The organism is Streptomyces sp. NPDC090445, from assembly GCF_044769385.1.
GTDB lineage: Bacteria > Actinomycetota > Actinomycetes > Streptomycetales > Streptomycetaceae > Streptomyces.
Genome location: NZ_JBIVXV010000003.1, coordinates 602,113 through 616,313 on the forward strand (window position 1 = coordinate 602,113; position 14,201 = coordinate 616,313).

Genomic DNA, 14,201 nt, shown 5'->3' on the forward strand with positions numbered 1-14,201 from the left:
GGAAACCCCCGGGAAACCCCTGCCGGTCAGGGGTTTCCGGCGCAGCGCGCCGCCGTCTCCCGCGGGTCCGCGGGGCTGCCGGACAGCCCGCCTGACGGATGGTCGGACAGGTTGTCGGGCGCGCTGTCGGACAGGTCGCCGGACAGCCCGCCTGACGGATGGTCGGATGATCCGCCTGACGGATGGTCGGACAGGTTGTCGGGCGCGCTGTCGGACAGGTCGCCGGACAGGTCGCCGGACGGGTTGCCGGACGGCCCGCCGTGCGGCCCGTGGGCCGTGCCGAGCCGGCAGAGGGCGGCCAGCCGGGCCGCCGGGTCCGGGTTCCACAGCCGGACCGTGCCGTCGGTGCTGCTGCTGGCCACCGTCCGCCCGTCGGGCGAGAAGACCACGCCCCACACCGCGTTCACATGACCCGTCAGGGCGGCCCACAGCCGCCGCCCGGGCACGTCCCACAGCCGGACCGTGCGGTCGGTGCCGCTGCTGGCCAGGGTCCGCCCGTCGGGGGAGAAGCCGATGCCCCGGGCGGCGCCGACGTGCCCGGCCAGCACCGCCGTGACCGCGTACCGCCGCACGTCCCACAGGCGCACGGTGCCGTCGTTGCCGCTGCTCGCCAGCGTCCGCCCGTCCGGGGCGAAGGCCACGGCCCGCACCGCGCCCGCGTGCCCGGTGAGGGTGGCCAGCGGGGCCCGGCCGGCGACGTCCCACAGGCGGACCGTCAGATCGTCCCCCGCGCTCGCGAGGGTGCGCCCGTCGGGGCTGAACACGACGTCGTTGGCGAAGTCGGTGTGGCCGGTGAGGGTGGCCAGGGGTGCCCGCCCGGGCACGTCCCACAGGCGTACGGTGCGGTCGGCGGACGCCGAGGCGAGCGTCCGCCCGTCCGGGGCGAACGCGACCGCGTACACGATGCCGCCGTGGCCGGTGAGGGTGGCCAGGGGCGCCCGCCCGGGCACGTCCCACAGCCGGACCGTGCCGTCGGAGCCGGCCGACGCCAGGGTCCGCCCGTCCGGGGAGAACGCCACCCCGTACACCGCCTCCGTGTGCCCCTCGAACACCGCGGCCGGCCGCCGCCCGGGCACGTCCCACAGTCGCACCGCGTGGTCGCCGCCGGCGGTGGCCAGCAGCTTCCCGTCCGGGCTGTGCGCGGCGTGCCAGACCTCGGCGAACGGCCGGGAGGCCAGCACCGGGCCCCGCAGGTCCCACAGCACCACGGACTGGTCGAAGGAGGCCGTGGCCAGCGTCGCCCCCGCCGGGTCCACGGCGAGCGCGAGCACGTAGTCGGTGTGCCCCGACAGCGTGGCCGTCGGCCGGCCGCTGGGCACGTCCCACAGCCGGGTCGTCCCGTCGCCGCCGGCCCCGACGACCGTCGTGCCGTCCGGGAGGTAGGCGACCGCGTTGACGTCGTCGCTGTGCCCGGTCAGCGTCGCGGCCGCCCGCCGCCCGGCCACGTCCCACAGCCGGACCGTGCGGTCGCTGCCGCCGCTGGCCACGCCCCGCCCGTCCGGCGCGAACGCCACGCCCAGCACCCCGCCGGTGTGCCCCTGCAGGACGGCCGGCGGACGGTCCCCGGCCACGTCCCACAGCCGCACCGTCCGGTCGGCGCCCGCCGAGGCCAGGGTCCGGCCGTCCGGCGCGTACGCCAGCGCCTCGACCCTTCCCGTGTGCCCGGTCAGGATCCGCGCCGGACCCGCCCCGCCCGCCGGAACCCGCAGCTGCACCGTGCCGTCGGCGGCCGCCACGGCGAGGGCGCGCCCGTCGGGGGAGAACGCCACGGCCCGGGCACCCGCCGTCTCCGCCGGGAGCTCGGCCGTGACCCGCCCCGCGGTGTCCCACAGCCGTACGGGGCCCTCGGTGGACGTCGCCGCGAGGGTACGGCCGTCAGGGCTGAAGGCGACCGACCGGACCCGCCCGGGCATGGTCAGCGTCGCGGCCGTCCGCCGGTCGGAGACCCGGCGCAGCAGCACCTTCCCGTCCGAACCGGCCGTCGCCAGCAGCCGGCCGCCCGGAGCGAAGGCCACCGCGTTGACCGGGCCGCTGTGCCCGGCGAGCCGGGCCAGGAAGGGCTGCGACTGGGTGCTCAGCAGCGCCCCGCGCGCCTGCGGGGTCGCCATCGTCCGGTACGCCTCCTCGGCGAGCCGCATCGACGCCTCGGGCCGGCCGGCCGCCAGCGAGGCCGACTCCGCGGCGAGCGCGTGCGACCGGGCGACGCGCTCCTGCCCGAGGGCCTGCCCCCGCTGCCGGTACGCGACCCCGCCCGCGCTCACGGCCAGCACCAGCAGCACCAGCAGCAGCGCCAGCATCCGCTGCCGGCGCCGGACCCGGCGCCCGGCCTGCGTCCGCCGGGCGTCCTCGGCAGCCGTGCTCGCAGCCAGGAACTCCGCCTCCGGCGGGGTGAGCCGGCTCCCGCCGTCGAGCTCCTCGGCCCAGGACCGGGCGCTCTCCAGCCGGGTCCCGCGGTGCAGGACCGACGGGTCGCGGCCCTCGCGCTCCCACTCGGCGGCCGCCTCCGCCAGCCGGCGGTGGACCAGCAGCCCGTCCCGGTCCGCGCGGATCCAGCCGTGCAGCCGCGGCCAGGCGTGCAGCAGGGCCTCGTGGGTGATCTCCACGGTATCGCGGTCCGCCGTGACGAGCCGGGCCCGGACGAAGGCGTCCAGCGCCCGCGCGGCCGGCGCCGCCCCGTCCGCGAACTGCCCCAGCAGCGCGGCCCGGCCCATCCGGCGGCGGGCCGGACCGGTGCCCTCGGCGACGTGCACCAGGGCCACCAGGATCCGGCGCACCATCCGCTGCTCCGCCGGGTACAGCCGGGCGAAGACGCTCTCGGCGGTCTGCGCGACGGCCCCCTGGATTCCGCCGGTGTGCTCGTACCCCGCGACGGTCAGCACCGCCCCCTCGCGCCGCTGCCAGGTCGCCAGCAGCGCGTGCGACACCAGCGGCAGCGCGCCGGACGGGGCCGCGGCCCGCCCGGCCCCGTCCGCGCCGGCGAGACCGTCGCGTACGCCGGCGTCCCGCAGCAGCAGGGGCACCAGGCCGGGTTCGAGGGCGAGCCCGGCGCGCACCGCCGGGCCGACGACGGCCTCCTTGAGCTCGGCCACGGACATGGGCGGCAGGACGAACAGGCCGTCGGTGAAGACCGCGGCGAGCTCGGGCAGGTCGAGGCAGCTGCCGGAGAAGTCGGCGCGCAGGCCGAGGACCACGACGGCGGCACCGGGCCGCGCCGCCCCCGCCCCCGACGCGGGCCCCGCCCCCGGTGCGGGCCCTGCCGCCGATGCCTCGGCCTCCGGTACGGGCTCCGGTTCCGGGCCGGCCGCGGCCAGGGCACAGAGCACCCGGACGAAGGCGTGCCGCTCCTCCCCGTCACCGCAGAGGGTGAAAACCTCCTCGAACTGGTCGACGAGCAGTACCGGCCGTACCGCACACCCCCGCTGCCCCACCGCCTCCAGGAGCCGCTCGGGCCGCTCGGCCAGCTCCTGCGGGGTGATGCCGAGACCGCCGCCCAGGACCTTCGCGGTGCAGTCCAGCAGCTCCTGCAGGGGGTGCGCGGTCGGGGTGAACCGCACGACCGGCCACGACTCGGCGCCCGCCGCCGGGAATCCGCCGCGGCGCCGCAGCGCCGGCACCAGACCGGCGCTCAGCAGCGAGGACTTGCCCGCGCCGGACCGGCCCACCAGCAGCAGCGGGCCGCAGCCGATCCGCTCGAAGACCCGCTCGACGAGCGCGGCCGTCGCACGCTCCCGGCCGAAGAACCGGTCCGCGTCCCGGTCGGTGAAGGCCGCCAGGCCCCGGTAGGGGCACTCCCCGTCCGCCTGCGGGACGGACGGCGAACCGCCCGCGGACGCGGTGCCGCCGGCGGCGGCCGGGGTGCCCGGGGCAGGAGCGCGCGCGGGGGCGGGGGAGGCGGCCCGGGCCGCGGCCGCCTCCGCCTCCCGGGCCAGCCGCAGCAGGGCGCCGTCGGCCTCCAGCACCCGGTCGCAGCGCAGCGCCACGTCCACGGTGACCCGCTTGGCACCGGTCTCGATCTTGCTCAGGTAGCCCTTGCTGTAGTGCGTCTGGCGGGCCAGGCCCGCCAGCGACAGACCCCGTTCCACCCGCAGCCGGCGCAACTGCGCCGGGAACGCCGCCGCCGCGCCGCCTTCCTCGCCGGCCGCCGCCGGTACGGGTGTCCGCGCTGCTGCAGACGGGTCGGGCTGGTCAGCGGTGTTCCGTCCGCGGTCCGGGGCCGGGTCCCCCACGGCATCCCCCATGGCAGTGTGCGCCCAGGTCGTGAGATGGCAGCCCCAGGCTACAGCGGGGCCCGGACCGTCCGGCGTGCGTCGCGTCCGGCGAGGCGGAAAACAGCACGGCAGCGTCGACGGCCTGCCGTGGTCACCGTCCGTCGTGCGGCGGCCACGGTCCGCCGCCGGTGGTGTCCTCGGCCAGCAGGGCGCGCAGAATTGAGGAGGCGGCCCGCGACCTGCCGTGCGGGCCCGGACAGCCACCCGCGCGGGCCGTGCGTGCACCGGGCGGGCCGCGCGCGGAAGGGGGACAGGCGATGCCAGCGTCCCGGCCGGGGGGCGAGCAGGAGCCCAGCCCGCTCCGCTCCGAACCGGGGGCGCTGCTGGAGGACGTGGCCGTGGCCGTCTTCGGCATCGATGCGGAGGAGCGGGTCTGCTACTGGGGCCCGGGAGCGCAGGCCCTCTTCGGGCACCCGGCCGGGGCCGTGCTGTCCCGGCCCGCCGCGGACCTCTTCCCGCCGCCGTCCCCGGGGGAGGCGGGCGGTGCGTCCCGGTTCGTCGAGCGTGCCCGCACCCTCGGGTACTGGCGGGTGCGGATGCCCGCGCTGCACGAGAACGGCGACGTCTTCGACTGCGGGCTCCGGGGCTTCCCGCTGACCGGACCGACGGGCGACGGCGTCGTCCTGGGACTGGCGGCCCGCGGCGCGGACCTCGACCGGGTCAAGACCAACCTCGTCTTCCTCGACACCCTCTTCAAGACCTGCCCGATCGGCCTGGTCATGCTCGACGAGGACCTGCGCTACGTCCACCTCAACCAGGCCCTCGCCGACATGGACGGCATCCCCCTCACCGACCACCTCGGGCGCCCCGTCGAGGACATCATGCTCACGTCGGACGGCGGCGAGTACCAGCGGATGCTGCGGGCCGTCGCCCGCGGCGGCCTCACCGTCGTCGGCGCCCTCGTCGGACTGCGCACCCCGGGCCGCCCGGACCTCGACCAGGTCCGCTCGGTCAGCTTCTTCCCGCTGAGCGGAGCAGGCGACACCCGGCGCGGCGTCGGCGGCCTGATGGTCGACGTCACCGACCGGGAACGGGCCATCCTCGAAGCCAGCGCCGCCCGGCAGCGCCTCGCCCTCCTCGACCGGGCCGCGGCCCGCATCGGCACCACCCTCGACCTCGACGTCACCGCGCACGAACTCGTCCAGGCGGCCGTGCCCGACTTCGGGGACGGCTGCGTCGTCGAACTCGTGGAATGGATGGACGAGACCGAGGACTTTGACCCGCAACTGCCCCTCATCACCCGGCGGATCGCCTCGGGCACCGTCCTCGACGCCCCCGCCGCCGATGAACTCCTCGGCAGCCTGGAGCGGGTCGTCTACCCACCCGGCTCCAGCATCCACGACATGCTGAGCACCGGCCGCCCCCTGTCCGTCCCGGTCGACGCGGAGTTCCTCGCCCGGACCGTCGCCCACCCGCAGCGCGCCCGGCTGCTGCTGGACAGCGGCTTCGCCGACATCCTCATCGCACCGCTCATCGCCCGCGGCACCGTCCAGGGCCTCGCCATCTTCGGCCGGTCCGCCCGCCGTCCCGCCTTCGCCACGGAAGACCTCCGCCTCGCCGGCGAACTCGCCTCCCGGGCCGCCCTCTGCCTGGACAACGCCCGGCTCTACGGCCGGATCCAGGACATCGCGCTCACCCTCCAGCGGGCCCTGCTGCCCAGCGCCCCGGCCGCCGGCCCGTACGTCGACATCGCCCACCGCTACCTGCCGGGCGGCCGGGTCACCGAGGTCGGCGGCGACTGGTACGACGCCATCGACCTGCCCGGCGGCCGGGTGGCCCTCGTCGTCGGCGACGTCATGGGGCACGGCGTCCTCGCCGCCGCGGCCATGGGCCGACTGCGGATCACCGCACAGACCCTGGCCCGGCACACCTCCGACGACCCGGCGGCCCTCCTCGCCGAACTCGACGACTGCGCCCAGGAGGCGGGCATCGAATGGGCGACCTGCCTGTACCTCGACTACGACCCCCACACCGGCAGCGCCCGCATCGCCAACGCCGGCCACCTGCCGCCCCTGGTCCGCAACCCGGACGGCACCGTCCGCGCCCTCGGCGAGGACCTCGGCATCCCGCTGGGGGTGGGCGGCGTGGACTACCGCTCGACCACGGTCGACCTCCCCGAGGGCGCCGTCCTCGCCCTCTACACCGACGGCCTCGTCGAGGCCCGCGGCCAGGACATCGACACCGGCGTCGACGCCCTCCGCAGCCGGCTCGCCGCCCCCGTCGACTCCCTGGAGGAGGCCGCCGACCGCATCCTCGCCGAACTCCTCCCCGACGCCTCCGCCACGGACGACACGGTCCTCATCCTGGCCCGCGTCCGACGGGCGCCGCCGGGCGGACGCGGCGGGGACGGAACCACGGAGCGGTGACCGCCGGCGGAAGATCGTATTCAGCTGTGCCGGACCCCGCCGGTCCCTACGATCGGTCGTCGGCGGCGACGAAAGGCCGTCACCACAACGGGAGGGGAACCATGTCAGGGATTTCACGGCGTTCACTGCTGGGCTACTCGGGAACGGCGGCCGCGGGGGCGGTGCTGACCTCGGCGGCCTCGGCGCAGGCGGCGGACGCCGCGGACGCGAAGACGCAGAGCGCCGGAGCCGCCGGTGCAAGCCAGGCGCAGGGAACCCAGGCCGCGGTCTCCTTCCCCTCCGGCACCCAGTTCAAGGGAAGAACCGCCACCACGGGCGGTGAGGGGGAGCTGGTGATCACCTTCAGCGTGTCGACGATCGACGCACCGGCTTCCTTCAACGTACCGCCCATCGAGATCGCCAACGCCCTGAACAAGATCGCCCAGGACCGCGGCTGGGGCCCGGTCACCTTCTACGGCACCCCCGCGCCGGCCCCGCTGACGCCCTGACCACCGGCCGGGGCGGGCCGGGGCGGCCGGACCGCACACGTCCTCCCGGCCCGCCCCGGCGCCAGGCCCCGCTCCACCCCGTTCGGGTGAATGCGGGTGGACCGTCGGAGCCGCCGTCTACCCTCGGGACAGAGTGAGCCCCCAGAGGGAGGAAGCCATGGCCGTGATGCAGCACGAGACCACGATCGCGGAAGCAGCCGATCGTCTTTCCAAGGAGCTTCCCGGGCACCGAGTGGAGATTCTCCAGGGGAGGCTCACCGTGACACCACCCGCCGACGGGCGGCACGCCCTGTCGCTGACGTGGCTGATCGAGAGGTTCTACGAGGCCGGTGCGAGAAAAGCGGGCCTGCGGTACGTCCAGAACATCGGCATCTGGCTCCCCACCGGGGCGGACGACTTCGCCATCCCGGACTTCTCCCTGGTCGAGGCCGACTTCGTGCACCACAAGGTCGCGAAGAACTGCTACGCACCGGACGTCTTCCGCCTGGTCGTCGAAGTGACCTCGTCGAACTGGTCGGACGACCTCGGCGTGAAGGTCGACAGCTACGCCAACGCCGACGTTCCCGTGTACATCATCGCGGACAGGCGCCACGACGAAGCCGTCCTCTGCTGCGATCCCCGCAACGGCACCTACCGCCTCCGCCGCACCTTCAAGCGGGGCGAGTCCATCCCCGTACCCCAGCACATCGGCGTGTCCCTGGAGCTTCCGGTCGACCTGCTCCTCGACGGGGATCCGGACTGATTTCGCAGATCAGTCGTCGTCCCGGCGGCGGTGTCCCGCGGCCAGGAGGGCCACCGCGCGGTCGAGTCGGGTCCGGCGGGCCTCCGGGGTGAGGGCCTGGAGGACCGGGAGAACAGCCAGGTAGCGGCCGGTCCGGTCGAGCGCCTCGAACGCCGCCCGCGCATCCGGGTGTTCGGCCAGGGCCGCGGTGACGTCCTCCGGTACCGTCGCGGACTTCTGCGAGGCGTAGGCCCCCGCCCACCGCCCGTCCTCCTGCGCCTTCCGCACCTCCGCCAGGCCGGGTTCGCGCATCCGGCCGAGGGCCGTCAACTCCGCGACCTTCTCCACGTTCACCTGCGACCACAGGCTCCGCGGCCTGCGCGGCACGTACTTCTGCAGGTAGAACTGCGCGTCGAGGGAACGGCGTTGGCCGGAGATCCAGCCGTAGCACAGGCCGATGTCGACCAGCTCGCCGTCGGTGACCGAGGGGATGCCGGACTTCTTCTTGGCGACCTTGACCCACACCCCCTCCTGCCGCCCGTGGTTCCCGGCCAGCCAGTTCTCGAACGCCCCGCCGTCGGCGAAGGCGACGACTTCCACACCGTCCAACTCGTCCATGCAGCCCAGGCTATCGTCGGCACGGCGACCCGGGCGGAACCGGATTCCCGCCTCCCACGTCTTCGCCCCGGAACGGGGAGAGGAGCGAGCCGGGGGCGGGGAACATGGGGCAGGGGACGTTCAGGTCGCGGGCGGCCGTTGCCGTCGGCGCGGGGGCCGTGGCCGGCGGGCTGTCGGCTTTCCACCGCGCGCTGCCCGACCTGCCCGGCCGGCCCGCCGGGCTGCTGGAGACCTTCCTGCCCTGGCTCGGCCTGGCCGTGCCCGTCCTCCTCGGCTGGGCCCTGCTGCGCCGGTCGGCCCCGGCCGCGTACGCCGCCGTGCTGCCCGCGGCCGCCTGGCTCTGGCTCTTCGGCGGTTTCCTGCTCCCCGGCCCGGACCCGGACCGGGCCCCCGACCTCGTAGCCGTCCAGCACAACGTCAGCGACGAGAACCCCGACCCGGCCGGCACCGCGCGGGCGCTGGCCGCGACCGGCGCCGACCTGATCGCCCTGGAGGAGCTGACCCCCGCCGCGCTGCCGGCCTACGCGGCCGCCCTGGCCCCGCAGTACCCGTACCACGCGGCCGGCGGCACCGTCGGGCTCTGGTCGAAGCACCCCCTCGCCGACGCACGGCCGGTGGACATCCGGCCGGCGGGCCTGGGGGAGGACTGGAACCGCGGGCTGCGGGCGACCGCCCGGACACCGCGCGGGGAGGCGGCCGTGTACGTGGCGCACCTGCCCTCGCTCCGCCTCGGCGCGCACGGCTTCGGCTCCGCCCGCCGCGACGGGAGCGCAGTCCTCCTCGGGACGGCGCTCGCCGCCGAGCCGCTGGACCGGGTGATCCTGCTCGGCGACCTCAACAGCACCGTCGACGACCGCGGGCTGGCCCCGGTCACCGCCCGGATGACCCGGCCCGCCCGGGACTTCGCCTTCAGCTGGCCGGCCGCGCTGCCCGTGGCCCGCATCGACCAGGTCCTGACCCGCTCGGCGACCGTCGTACGGGTCCGGGCCCTGCCCGCGACGGGAAGCGACCACCTGCCGGTCGCGGCCGACATCAGGTTCTGACGCCGGCCCGCGCCGCGGTGCGCCGGTGCACGAGGTCCGCGAAACGGGCGGGCCCCTCCGCGTCGTGGTCCATGAACAGGTTCGGCTCCACCAGTTCGAGCTCCATCACCACGGGCGAGCCGTCGTCGGCGTACGCGATGTCGACCCGCGCGTACAGCAGCTCCTCCTGCCGTTCCGGTACGGCGGCCAGTGCCGCCCGCGCCAGCGCGAGTTCGGCGGCCGACGGCCGGTGCGGCCGCAGGTTCGGGTGGGGGACCCGGTCGTTGTCGACGACCCCGGGCTCGGTGAGCAACGGGTCCTTGCGTATCGCATGGCTGAACGCGCCGCCGAGGAAGACCAGTCCCCGCTCGCCCTCGTCGATCCGGGACAGGTACGGCTGCACCATCACCGTGGCCCCGGCGTCGTGCAGCGCCGCCACGTGCCCCGCCGCCAGGTCGCGCTGCGCCTCCGTGTACCGGGCGGTGCCGTACGCGCCCGCCGACACGGAGGGCTTCACGACGAACTCTCCGCCGTCCGGCAGGACCGCCTCCTCGCCCGGCGCGATGAACCGGGTCGCGACGACGGGGACACCGCGTTCGGCGAGGTCCCGCAGGTAGACCTTGTCGGTGTTCCACCGCACGACCCCCGCCGGATTGTCCAGCCACGACACGGCCTGGACGGCGTCGGCCCACGCCAGGAACTCCGGCCGCCGCAGCGCGTAGTCCCAGGTGGACCTGATCACCACCGCGGCGCACCCCGACCAGTCGAAGTCCTGGTCGTCCCAGGCCGCGGCCACGGCGTCGAGGCCCCGCGCGCGCAGGGCCTCCAGCAGGGCCGGCATGTCCGGGTCCTCGTCCAGGCCCGGGGCCGAGGTGGCCAGGGCCACCCGGGTGGTGACGGTCATCCGCATCTCCTTCGCAGCAGGCTGCGCGCCGGAGTGCACCCCGGCGCGGCTGCACCAGGCTAGTGCGGAGCACCGGGGCCCCGCCCGGTCGGCCGTGCGACGGGCGGGGCTGCCGCGAAGGCGATGCGGAGGATCAGCCGGGTCGGGCCGCCCGGGCCCCGTCCTCGCCTCAGTCCGGGGGCGGGGGCGGGGGCGCGGAACCGTCGGTGTGCCGGACGCGCACCCACAGGGGCAGCGCGTACCAGCACAGCAGGTACCAGGCCAGCACCCCGGCCACGATCCAGGGCACCGCGGTGTCGTCCGTGGACACGCGGAGGATCAGGAACAGGGCGGCGACGAGGGTGGCCAGCAGCAGCACGATGCCGATCATCGTGAGCCGCGAGGCCCACACCACCGCGTGCGGTTTGAGCTGCCGCCCCGCGACGATGCGGTGGAGGGCAACGGGCCCGATCAGCGCTCCCGTGGCCAGCGAGCCGAGGACGACCGTGATGGTGTAGATCGTCCGGTCCGTGTGGGACAGCTGCTGGAAATGCGGGGTGAACGCCACGGTCAGCAGGAATCCGAACAGGATCTGGACGCCCGTCTGGACGACCCGGATCTCCTGTACGAGCTCTTGCCACCGCCGATCGGCCCGTTCCTCCGGGGTTTCGTCCCGGCCGCGTTCGCCGCGGTCGGCGTCAGCTTTCAAGGGTGTCCTTCATCTTCTCCTTGGCCTCGCGCATGTCGCCCTTGATGCGTTCCGCGCGGCCCTCGGCGGTCATGCGCTTGTCGTCGGTGATGCGGCCGGCGGCTTCTTTGGTCTTGCCCTTGAGCTGCTCGCCCTTGGCTTTGGCCTTCTCCTTGCCGGACATGGTCACTCCCTCCGAAGGAATCGGTAACACGGATGCGTCTGACCCGCGGTGCGGGGCGCAAACACACCCGGTCGGAAAACCCGGGCTGCCGGACCCGTACCCGTACCCGTACCGGGGCCCGGCGGGCCGGGCCCGTCAGGGCTGTGCGGTCTCCCCGCCCATCACGTCGCGGAAGGCCGTCATACAGGGCACGCAGTGCGCATCGGTCTCCGTGTAACCGGCCGGGAGGAGGGGGCGGCCGCACAGGGTGGCGGAGCGGTCGCGGGCGACGACGTGCCAGACCGGGTCCTGCCCGGTGGCCGCCTCGCCGAGGTGCATTTCGTACATGACACTTCCCCGTGTGCTCGACAGCTCGTGCATCCACCACACCAGGGCCCGGCCCGGACGGCCCGACGAGTGGGCCGTCCGGGTGACACGGAGGCGCCGCGCAGCACGCCGGGGCATACGAAAGAACCCCGGGGCCGAATTGGCGTCCGGGGTTATCATCCGCGTATATTGAAGAGTTCACGCCTCCCGATGAGGGCACGCGTGAACAAGCTTTACTGAGGACAGTGTATCGGGTCGGGAGTGGAATTGTCAACCGAGGAATTCCGTAAAGAGCAGCAATTCATCGATGCGCTCTACGCGCGCCTCGATGACCTGCGTGATCAGGCCGAACGCGCCGTGCGCGGCGCACTCGCGGCCGGCGCGGGAAACAGCGCGCAGACCCGCCTGGAACGTGACATCCTCGTCGCGGAGCAATCCGGGCTGCTTTCCGCACTGAACTCCGGCGAGAGCGGCCTCTGCTTCGGCCGGCTGGAGTTCTCCGACGGCCAGGACCACCACATCGGCCGCATCGGAATCCGCCGCGACGACAGCGAGCGCACCCCCCTCGTCATCGACTGGCGGGCCGACGTCGCACGTCCGTTCTATCTCGCCACCGGCCACCACCCGATGGGCCTGCGCCGGCGCCGGCACATCACCACCCAGGGCCGCCGCGTCACCGCCCTGCACGACGAGATCCTCGACCTCACCGACACCGAACGCACCGGACACGAGGGCGCCGACGCGGACGCCGTGCTGCTCGCCGCGCTCGACGCCGCCCGCACCGGCCGCATGCACGACATCGTCGAGACCATCCAGGCCGAGCAGGACCGGATCATCCGCTCCCCGCACCGCGGCGTGCTCGTGGTCGAGGGCGGCCCGGGCACCGGAAAGACGGCCGTCGCCCTGCACCGGGCCGCCTACCTGCTCTACGCGTACCGCGAACTGCTCGCCAAGCGCGGTGTGCTGATCGTCGGTCCGGACCCGGCCTTCCTCGGCTACATCGGCGAGGTGCTCCCGGCCCTCGGCGAGACCGGCGTCCTGCTCGCCACGATCGGCGAGCTGTTCCCCGGCATCCGCGCGACGGGCACCGACCGGCCCGGCGCGGCCGCGGTCAAGGGCCACGTGAAGATGGCCGGGGTCCTGGCCCGCGTCGTACAGGACCGGCAGACCCTGCCGGAGACCGTGCCCGCCGGCAGCGGCGAGGACAGCGCCGTGGTCCCCGAACCGGCCCTGGAGATCGACCACGACGAGTACGGGACGCTGCTGCTGGACCGGACCATGGCGTACGAGGCCCGGGACCGGGCACGCGCCACCGGGCTGCCGCACAACCTGGCCCACCCCTACTTCGCGTTCTCCGTCATCGACGCGCTCACCGAGCAGCTCGCCGACCGGCTCGGCGCGGACCCGTTCGGCGGCCCCAACCTGCTGGGCCCGGACGACATCGCGCAGCTCGGCAAGGAGATCGCGACGAGCAGCGAGGTGCACGCCGCGATCGACACCCTGTGGCCGCCGCTGACCCCGCGCCGGCTGATCGCGGAGTTCCTCGCCGACCCCACCCATCTGCCGGACGGCGAAGCCGAGCTGATCCGCCGCGCGACGTCCGCGCCCGGCGACTGGACGCCCGCCGACGTCCCGCTGCTCGACGAGGCCGCCGAACTCCTCGGCGTCGACGACAGCGCCCGGCGCGCCGCCGAGGAACGCGCCCGGCAGGAGCGCATCGAGTACGCGCAGGGCGTGCTCGACCTGTCCTCCGGATCCGAGTCGTACGAATTCGAGGACATGGAGAACGAGTTCCTCGCCGCGCACGACATCATCGACGCCGAGCGGATGGCCGAGCGCCACGAGGAGGCCGACCACCGCAGCACCGCCGAACGGGCCGCCGCAGACCGCACCTGGGCCTTCGGGCACGTCATCGTCGACGAGGCGCAGGAGCTGTCCGCCATGGCTTGGCGGCTGCTGATGCGGCGCTGCCCGACCCGTTCCATGACGCTGGTCGGCGACCCGGCCCAGACGGCCGACGAGGCCGGCTGCGGCTCCTGGGGCCAGGTCCTCGACCCGTACATCGGCGACCGGTGGGAGCTCGTCCGGCTCGGCGTCAACTACCGTACGCCCGCCGAGATCATGGACCTCGCGACCGCCGTCCTGCGGGCCCGCCACCCCGGCTTCGAACCGCCGCGGTCGGTGCGTTCCACCGGCCGGCAGCCCTGGGTGCGGGCCGCGGACGACCTGGCCGCCGCGGTGGCCGACGCCGTACACCGCGGCACCCCGGCGGAGGGCCGGCTCGCGGTGATCGCCCCGCGGGCGCTCCACGGGCCGCTGGGCGCGGTGCTGCCGGGCGTGCGCGCGGGCGCGGAACCCGATCTCACCCGGGCCGTGGTCCTGTTGGAGCCGCGGCAGGCCAAGGGCCTGGAGTTCGACTCGGTGATCGTCGCCGAGCCCGCGGACTTCGCCCCGAGCGACCTGTACGTGGCCCTGACCCGGGCGACCCAGAGCCTCGGCGTGGTGCACACCGGCCGCCTGCCCGACGGGCTGGAGGAGGCGGCGGGATAGCGGGCGAACCGCACCGTTCCTAATCAGTGAGCAGGAGTGAGTCTTGGACCCATTCCTGCTCTCTGCGGACATCCCGAACGGTTTTGGGTGTCCTGGTCGCCCGCGTA

The 14,201-nt window shown here is 74.9% G+C and carries 11 protein-coding genes; 5 read left to right on the forward strand and 6 right to left on the reverse strand.

Annotated features, from left to right (window positions below):
• Nucleotides 1-26: 26 nt before the first annotated feature.
• The gene (locus ACIQUT_RS10730) at nt 27-4,238 is read right to left on the reverse strand and encodes a helix-turn-helix domain-containing protein (protein ID WP_403561600.1); all 4,212 of its coding nucleotides are present in this window, start codon (nt 4,236-4,238) and stop codon (nt 27-29) included.
• A 287-nt stretch (nt 4,239-4,525) separates the two neighbouring features.
• Here ACIQUT_RS10730 and ACIQUT_RS10735 point away from each other — a divergent pair, with 287 nt between their 5' ends.
• From ACIQUT_RS10735 to ACIQUT_RS10745, 3 genes are all read left to right on the forward strand, one after another.
• Complete coding sequence (locus tag ACIQUT_RS10735) at nt 4,526-6,634, forward strand: SpoIIE family protein phosphatase (RefSeq protein ID WP_403561602.1); 2,109 nt, start codon at nt 4,526-4,528, stop codon at nt 6,632-6,634.
• Nucleotides 6,635-6,735: 101 nt separating this feature from the next.
• A complete protein-coding gene (locus tag ACIQUT_RS10740; protein ID WP_403561604.1) occupies nt 6,736-7,122 on the forward strand; it encodes a hypothetical protein in 387 nt (128 codons plus the stop codon).
• 133 nt (nt 7,123-7,255) lie between these two features.
• Nucleotides 7,256-7,864 (forward strand): Uma2 family endonuclease, encoded by a 609-nt coding sequence (locus tag ACIQUT_RS10745; RefSeq protein WP_403561606.1) that lies wholly within the window; start codon nt 7,256-7,258, stop codon nt 7,862-7,864.
• A 9-nt stretch (nt 7,865-7,873) separates the two neighbouring features.
• Here the strand turns inward: ACIQUT_RS10745 and ACIQUT_RS10750 are convergent, their stop codons facing one another.
• A complete protein-coding gene (locus tag ACIQUT_RS10750; protein ID WP_403561608.1) occupies nt 7,874-8,461 on the reverse strand; it encodes a YdeI family protein in 588 nt (195 codons plus the stop codon).
• Between the two features lie 104 nt (nt 8,462-8,565).
• Between ACIQUT_RS10750 and ACIQUT_RS10755 the strand changes: the two genes are divergently transcribed.
• Nucleotides 8,566-9,504, forward strand: coding sequence for an endonuclease/exonuclease/phosphatase family protein (locus ACIQUT_RS10755; protein WP_403561610.1), 939 nt, complete (start codon nt 8,566-8,568; stop codon nt 9,502-9,504).
• On the opposite strand, the gene ACIQUT_RS10760 is transcribed toward ACIQUT_RS10755, so the two are convergent.
• The 4 genes from ACIQUT_RS10760 to ACIQUT_RS10775 form a co-directional block, all read right to left on the reverse strand.
• Complete coding sequence (locus ACIQUT_RS10760) at nt 9,494-10,387, reverse strand: RimK family alpha-L-glutamate ligase (protein WP_403561612.1); 894 nt, start codon at nt 10,385-10,387, stop codon at nt 9,494-9,496. The genes ACIQUT_RS10755 and ACIQUT_RS10760 overlap by 11 nt on opposite strands.
• A gap of 169 nt (nt 10,388-10,556) precedes the next feature.
• A complete protein-coding gene (locus tag ACIQUT_RS10765) occupies nt 10,557-11,075 on the reverse strand; it encodes a DUF6328 family protein (protein WP_403561614.1) in 519 nt (172 codons plus the stop codon).
• Complete coding sequence (locus ACIQUT_RS10770) at nt 11,065-11,238, reverse strand: CsbD family protein (protein WP_403561616.1); 174 nt, start codon at nt 11,236-11,238, stop codon at nt 11,065-11,067. The genes ACIQUT_RS10765 and ACIQUT_RS10770 overlap by 11 nt, the downstream gene beginning before the upstream one ends.
• 135 nt (nt 11,239-11,373) lie before the next feature.
• Nucleotides 11,374-11,565 carry a hypothetical protein gene (locus ACIQUT_RS10775; RefSeq protein ID WP_403561618.1) on the reverse strand — a complete coding sequence of 64 codons (192 nt, stop codon included), beginning with the start codon at nt 11,563-11,565 and terminating at the stop codon, nt 11,374-11,376.
• A 246-nt stretch (nt 11,566-11,811) separates the two neighbouring features.
• Between ACIQUT_RS10775 and ACIQUT_RS10780 the strand changes: the two genes are divergently transcribed.
• Nucleotides 11,812-14,094, forward strand: a complete 2,283-nt coding sequence (locus ACIQUT_RS10780; RefSeq protein WP_403561620.1) for a HelD family protein — start codon at nt 11,812-11,814, stop codon at nt 14,092-14,094.
• The last annotated feature ends 107 nt before the right edge of the window (nt 14,095-14,201 follow it).

What these genes read in the sequence shown, in the direction of transcription:
- ACIQUT_RS10740 (WP_403561604.1), top strand. Translation starts at nt 6,736, where the DNA reads ATGTCAGGGATTTCACGGCGTTCACTGCTGGGCTACTCGGGAACGGCG.
- ACIQUT_RS10770 (WP_403561616.1), bottom strand. Translation starts at nt 11,238, where the DNA reads ATGTCCGGCAAGGAGAAGGCCAAAGCCAAGGGCGAGCAGCTCAAGGGC.
- ACIQUT_RS10760 (WP_403561612.1), bottom strand. Translation starts at nt 10,387, where the DNA reads ATGACCGTCACCACCCGGGTGGCCCTGGCCACCTCGGCCCCGGGCCTG.
- ACIQUT_RS10775 (WP_403561618.1), bottom strand. Translation starts at nt 11,565, where the DNA reads ATGTACGAAATGCACCTCGGCGAGGCGGCCACCGGGCAGGACCCGGTC.
- ACIQUT_RS10755 (WP_403561610.1), top strand. Translation starts at nt 8,566, where the DNA reads ATGGGGCAGGGGACGTTCAGGTCGCGGGCGGCCGTTGCCGTCGGCGCG.
- ACIQUT_RS10730 (WP_403561600.1), bottom strand. Translation starts at nt 4,238, where the DNA reads ATGGGGGATGCCGTGGGGGACCCGGCCCCGGACCGCGGACGGAACACC.
- ACIQUT_RS10735 (WP_403561602.1), top strand. Translation starts at nt 4,526, where the DNA reads ATGCCAGCGTCCCGGCCGGGGGGCGAGCAGGAGCCCAGCCCGCTCCGC.
- ACIQUT_RS10750 (WP_403561608.1), bottom strand. Translation starts at nt 8,461, where the DNA reads ATGGACGAGTTGGACGGTGTGGAAGTCGTCGCCTTCGCCGACGGCGGG.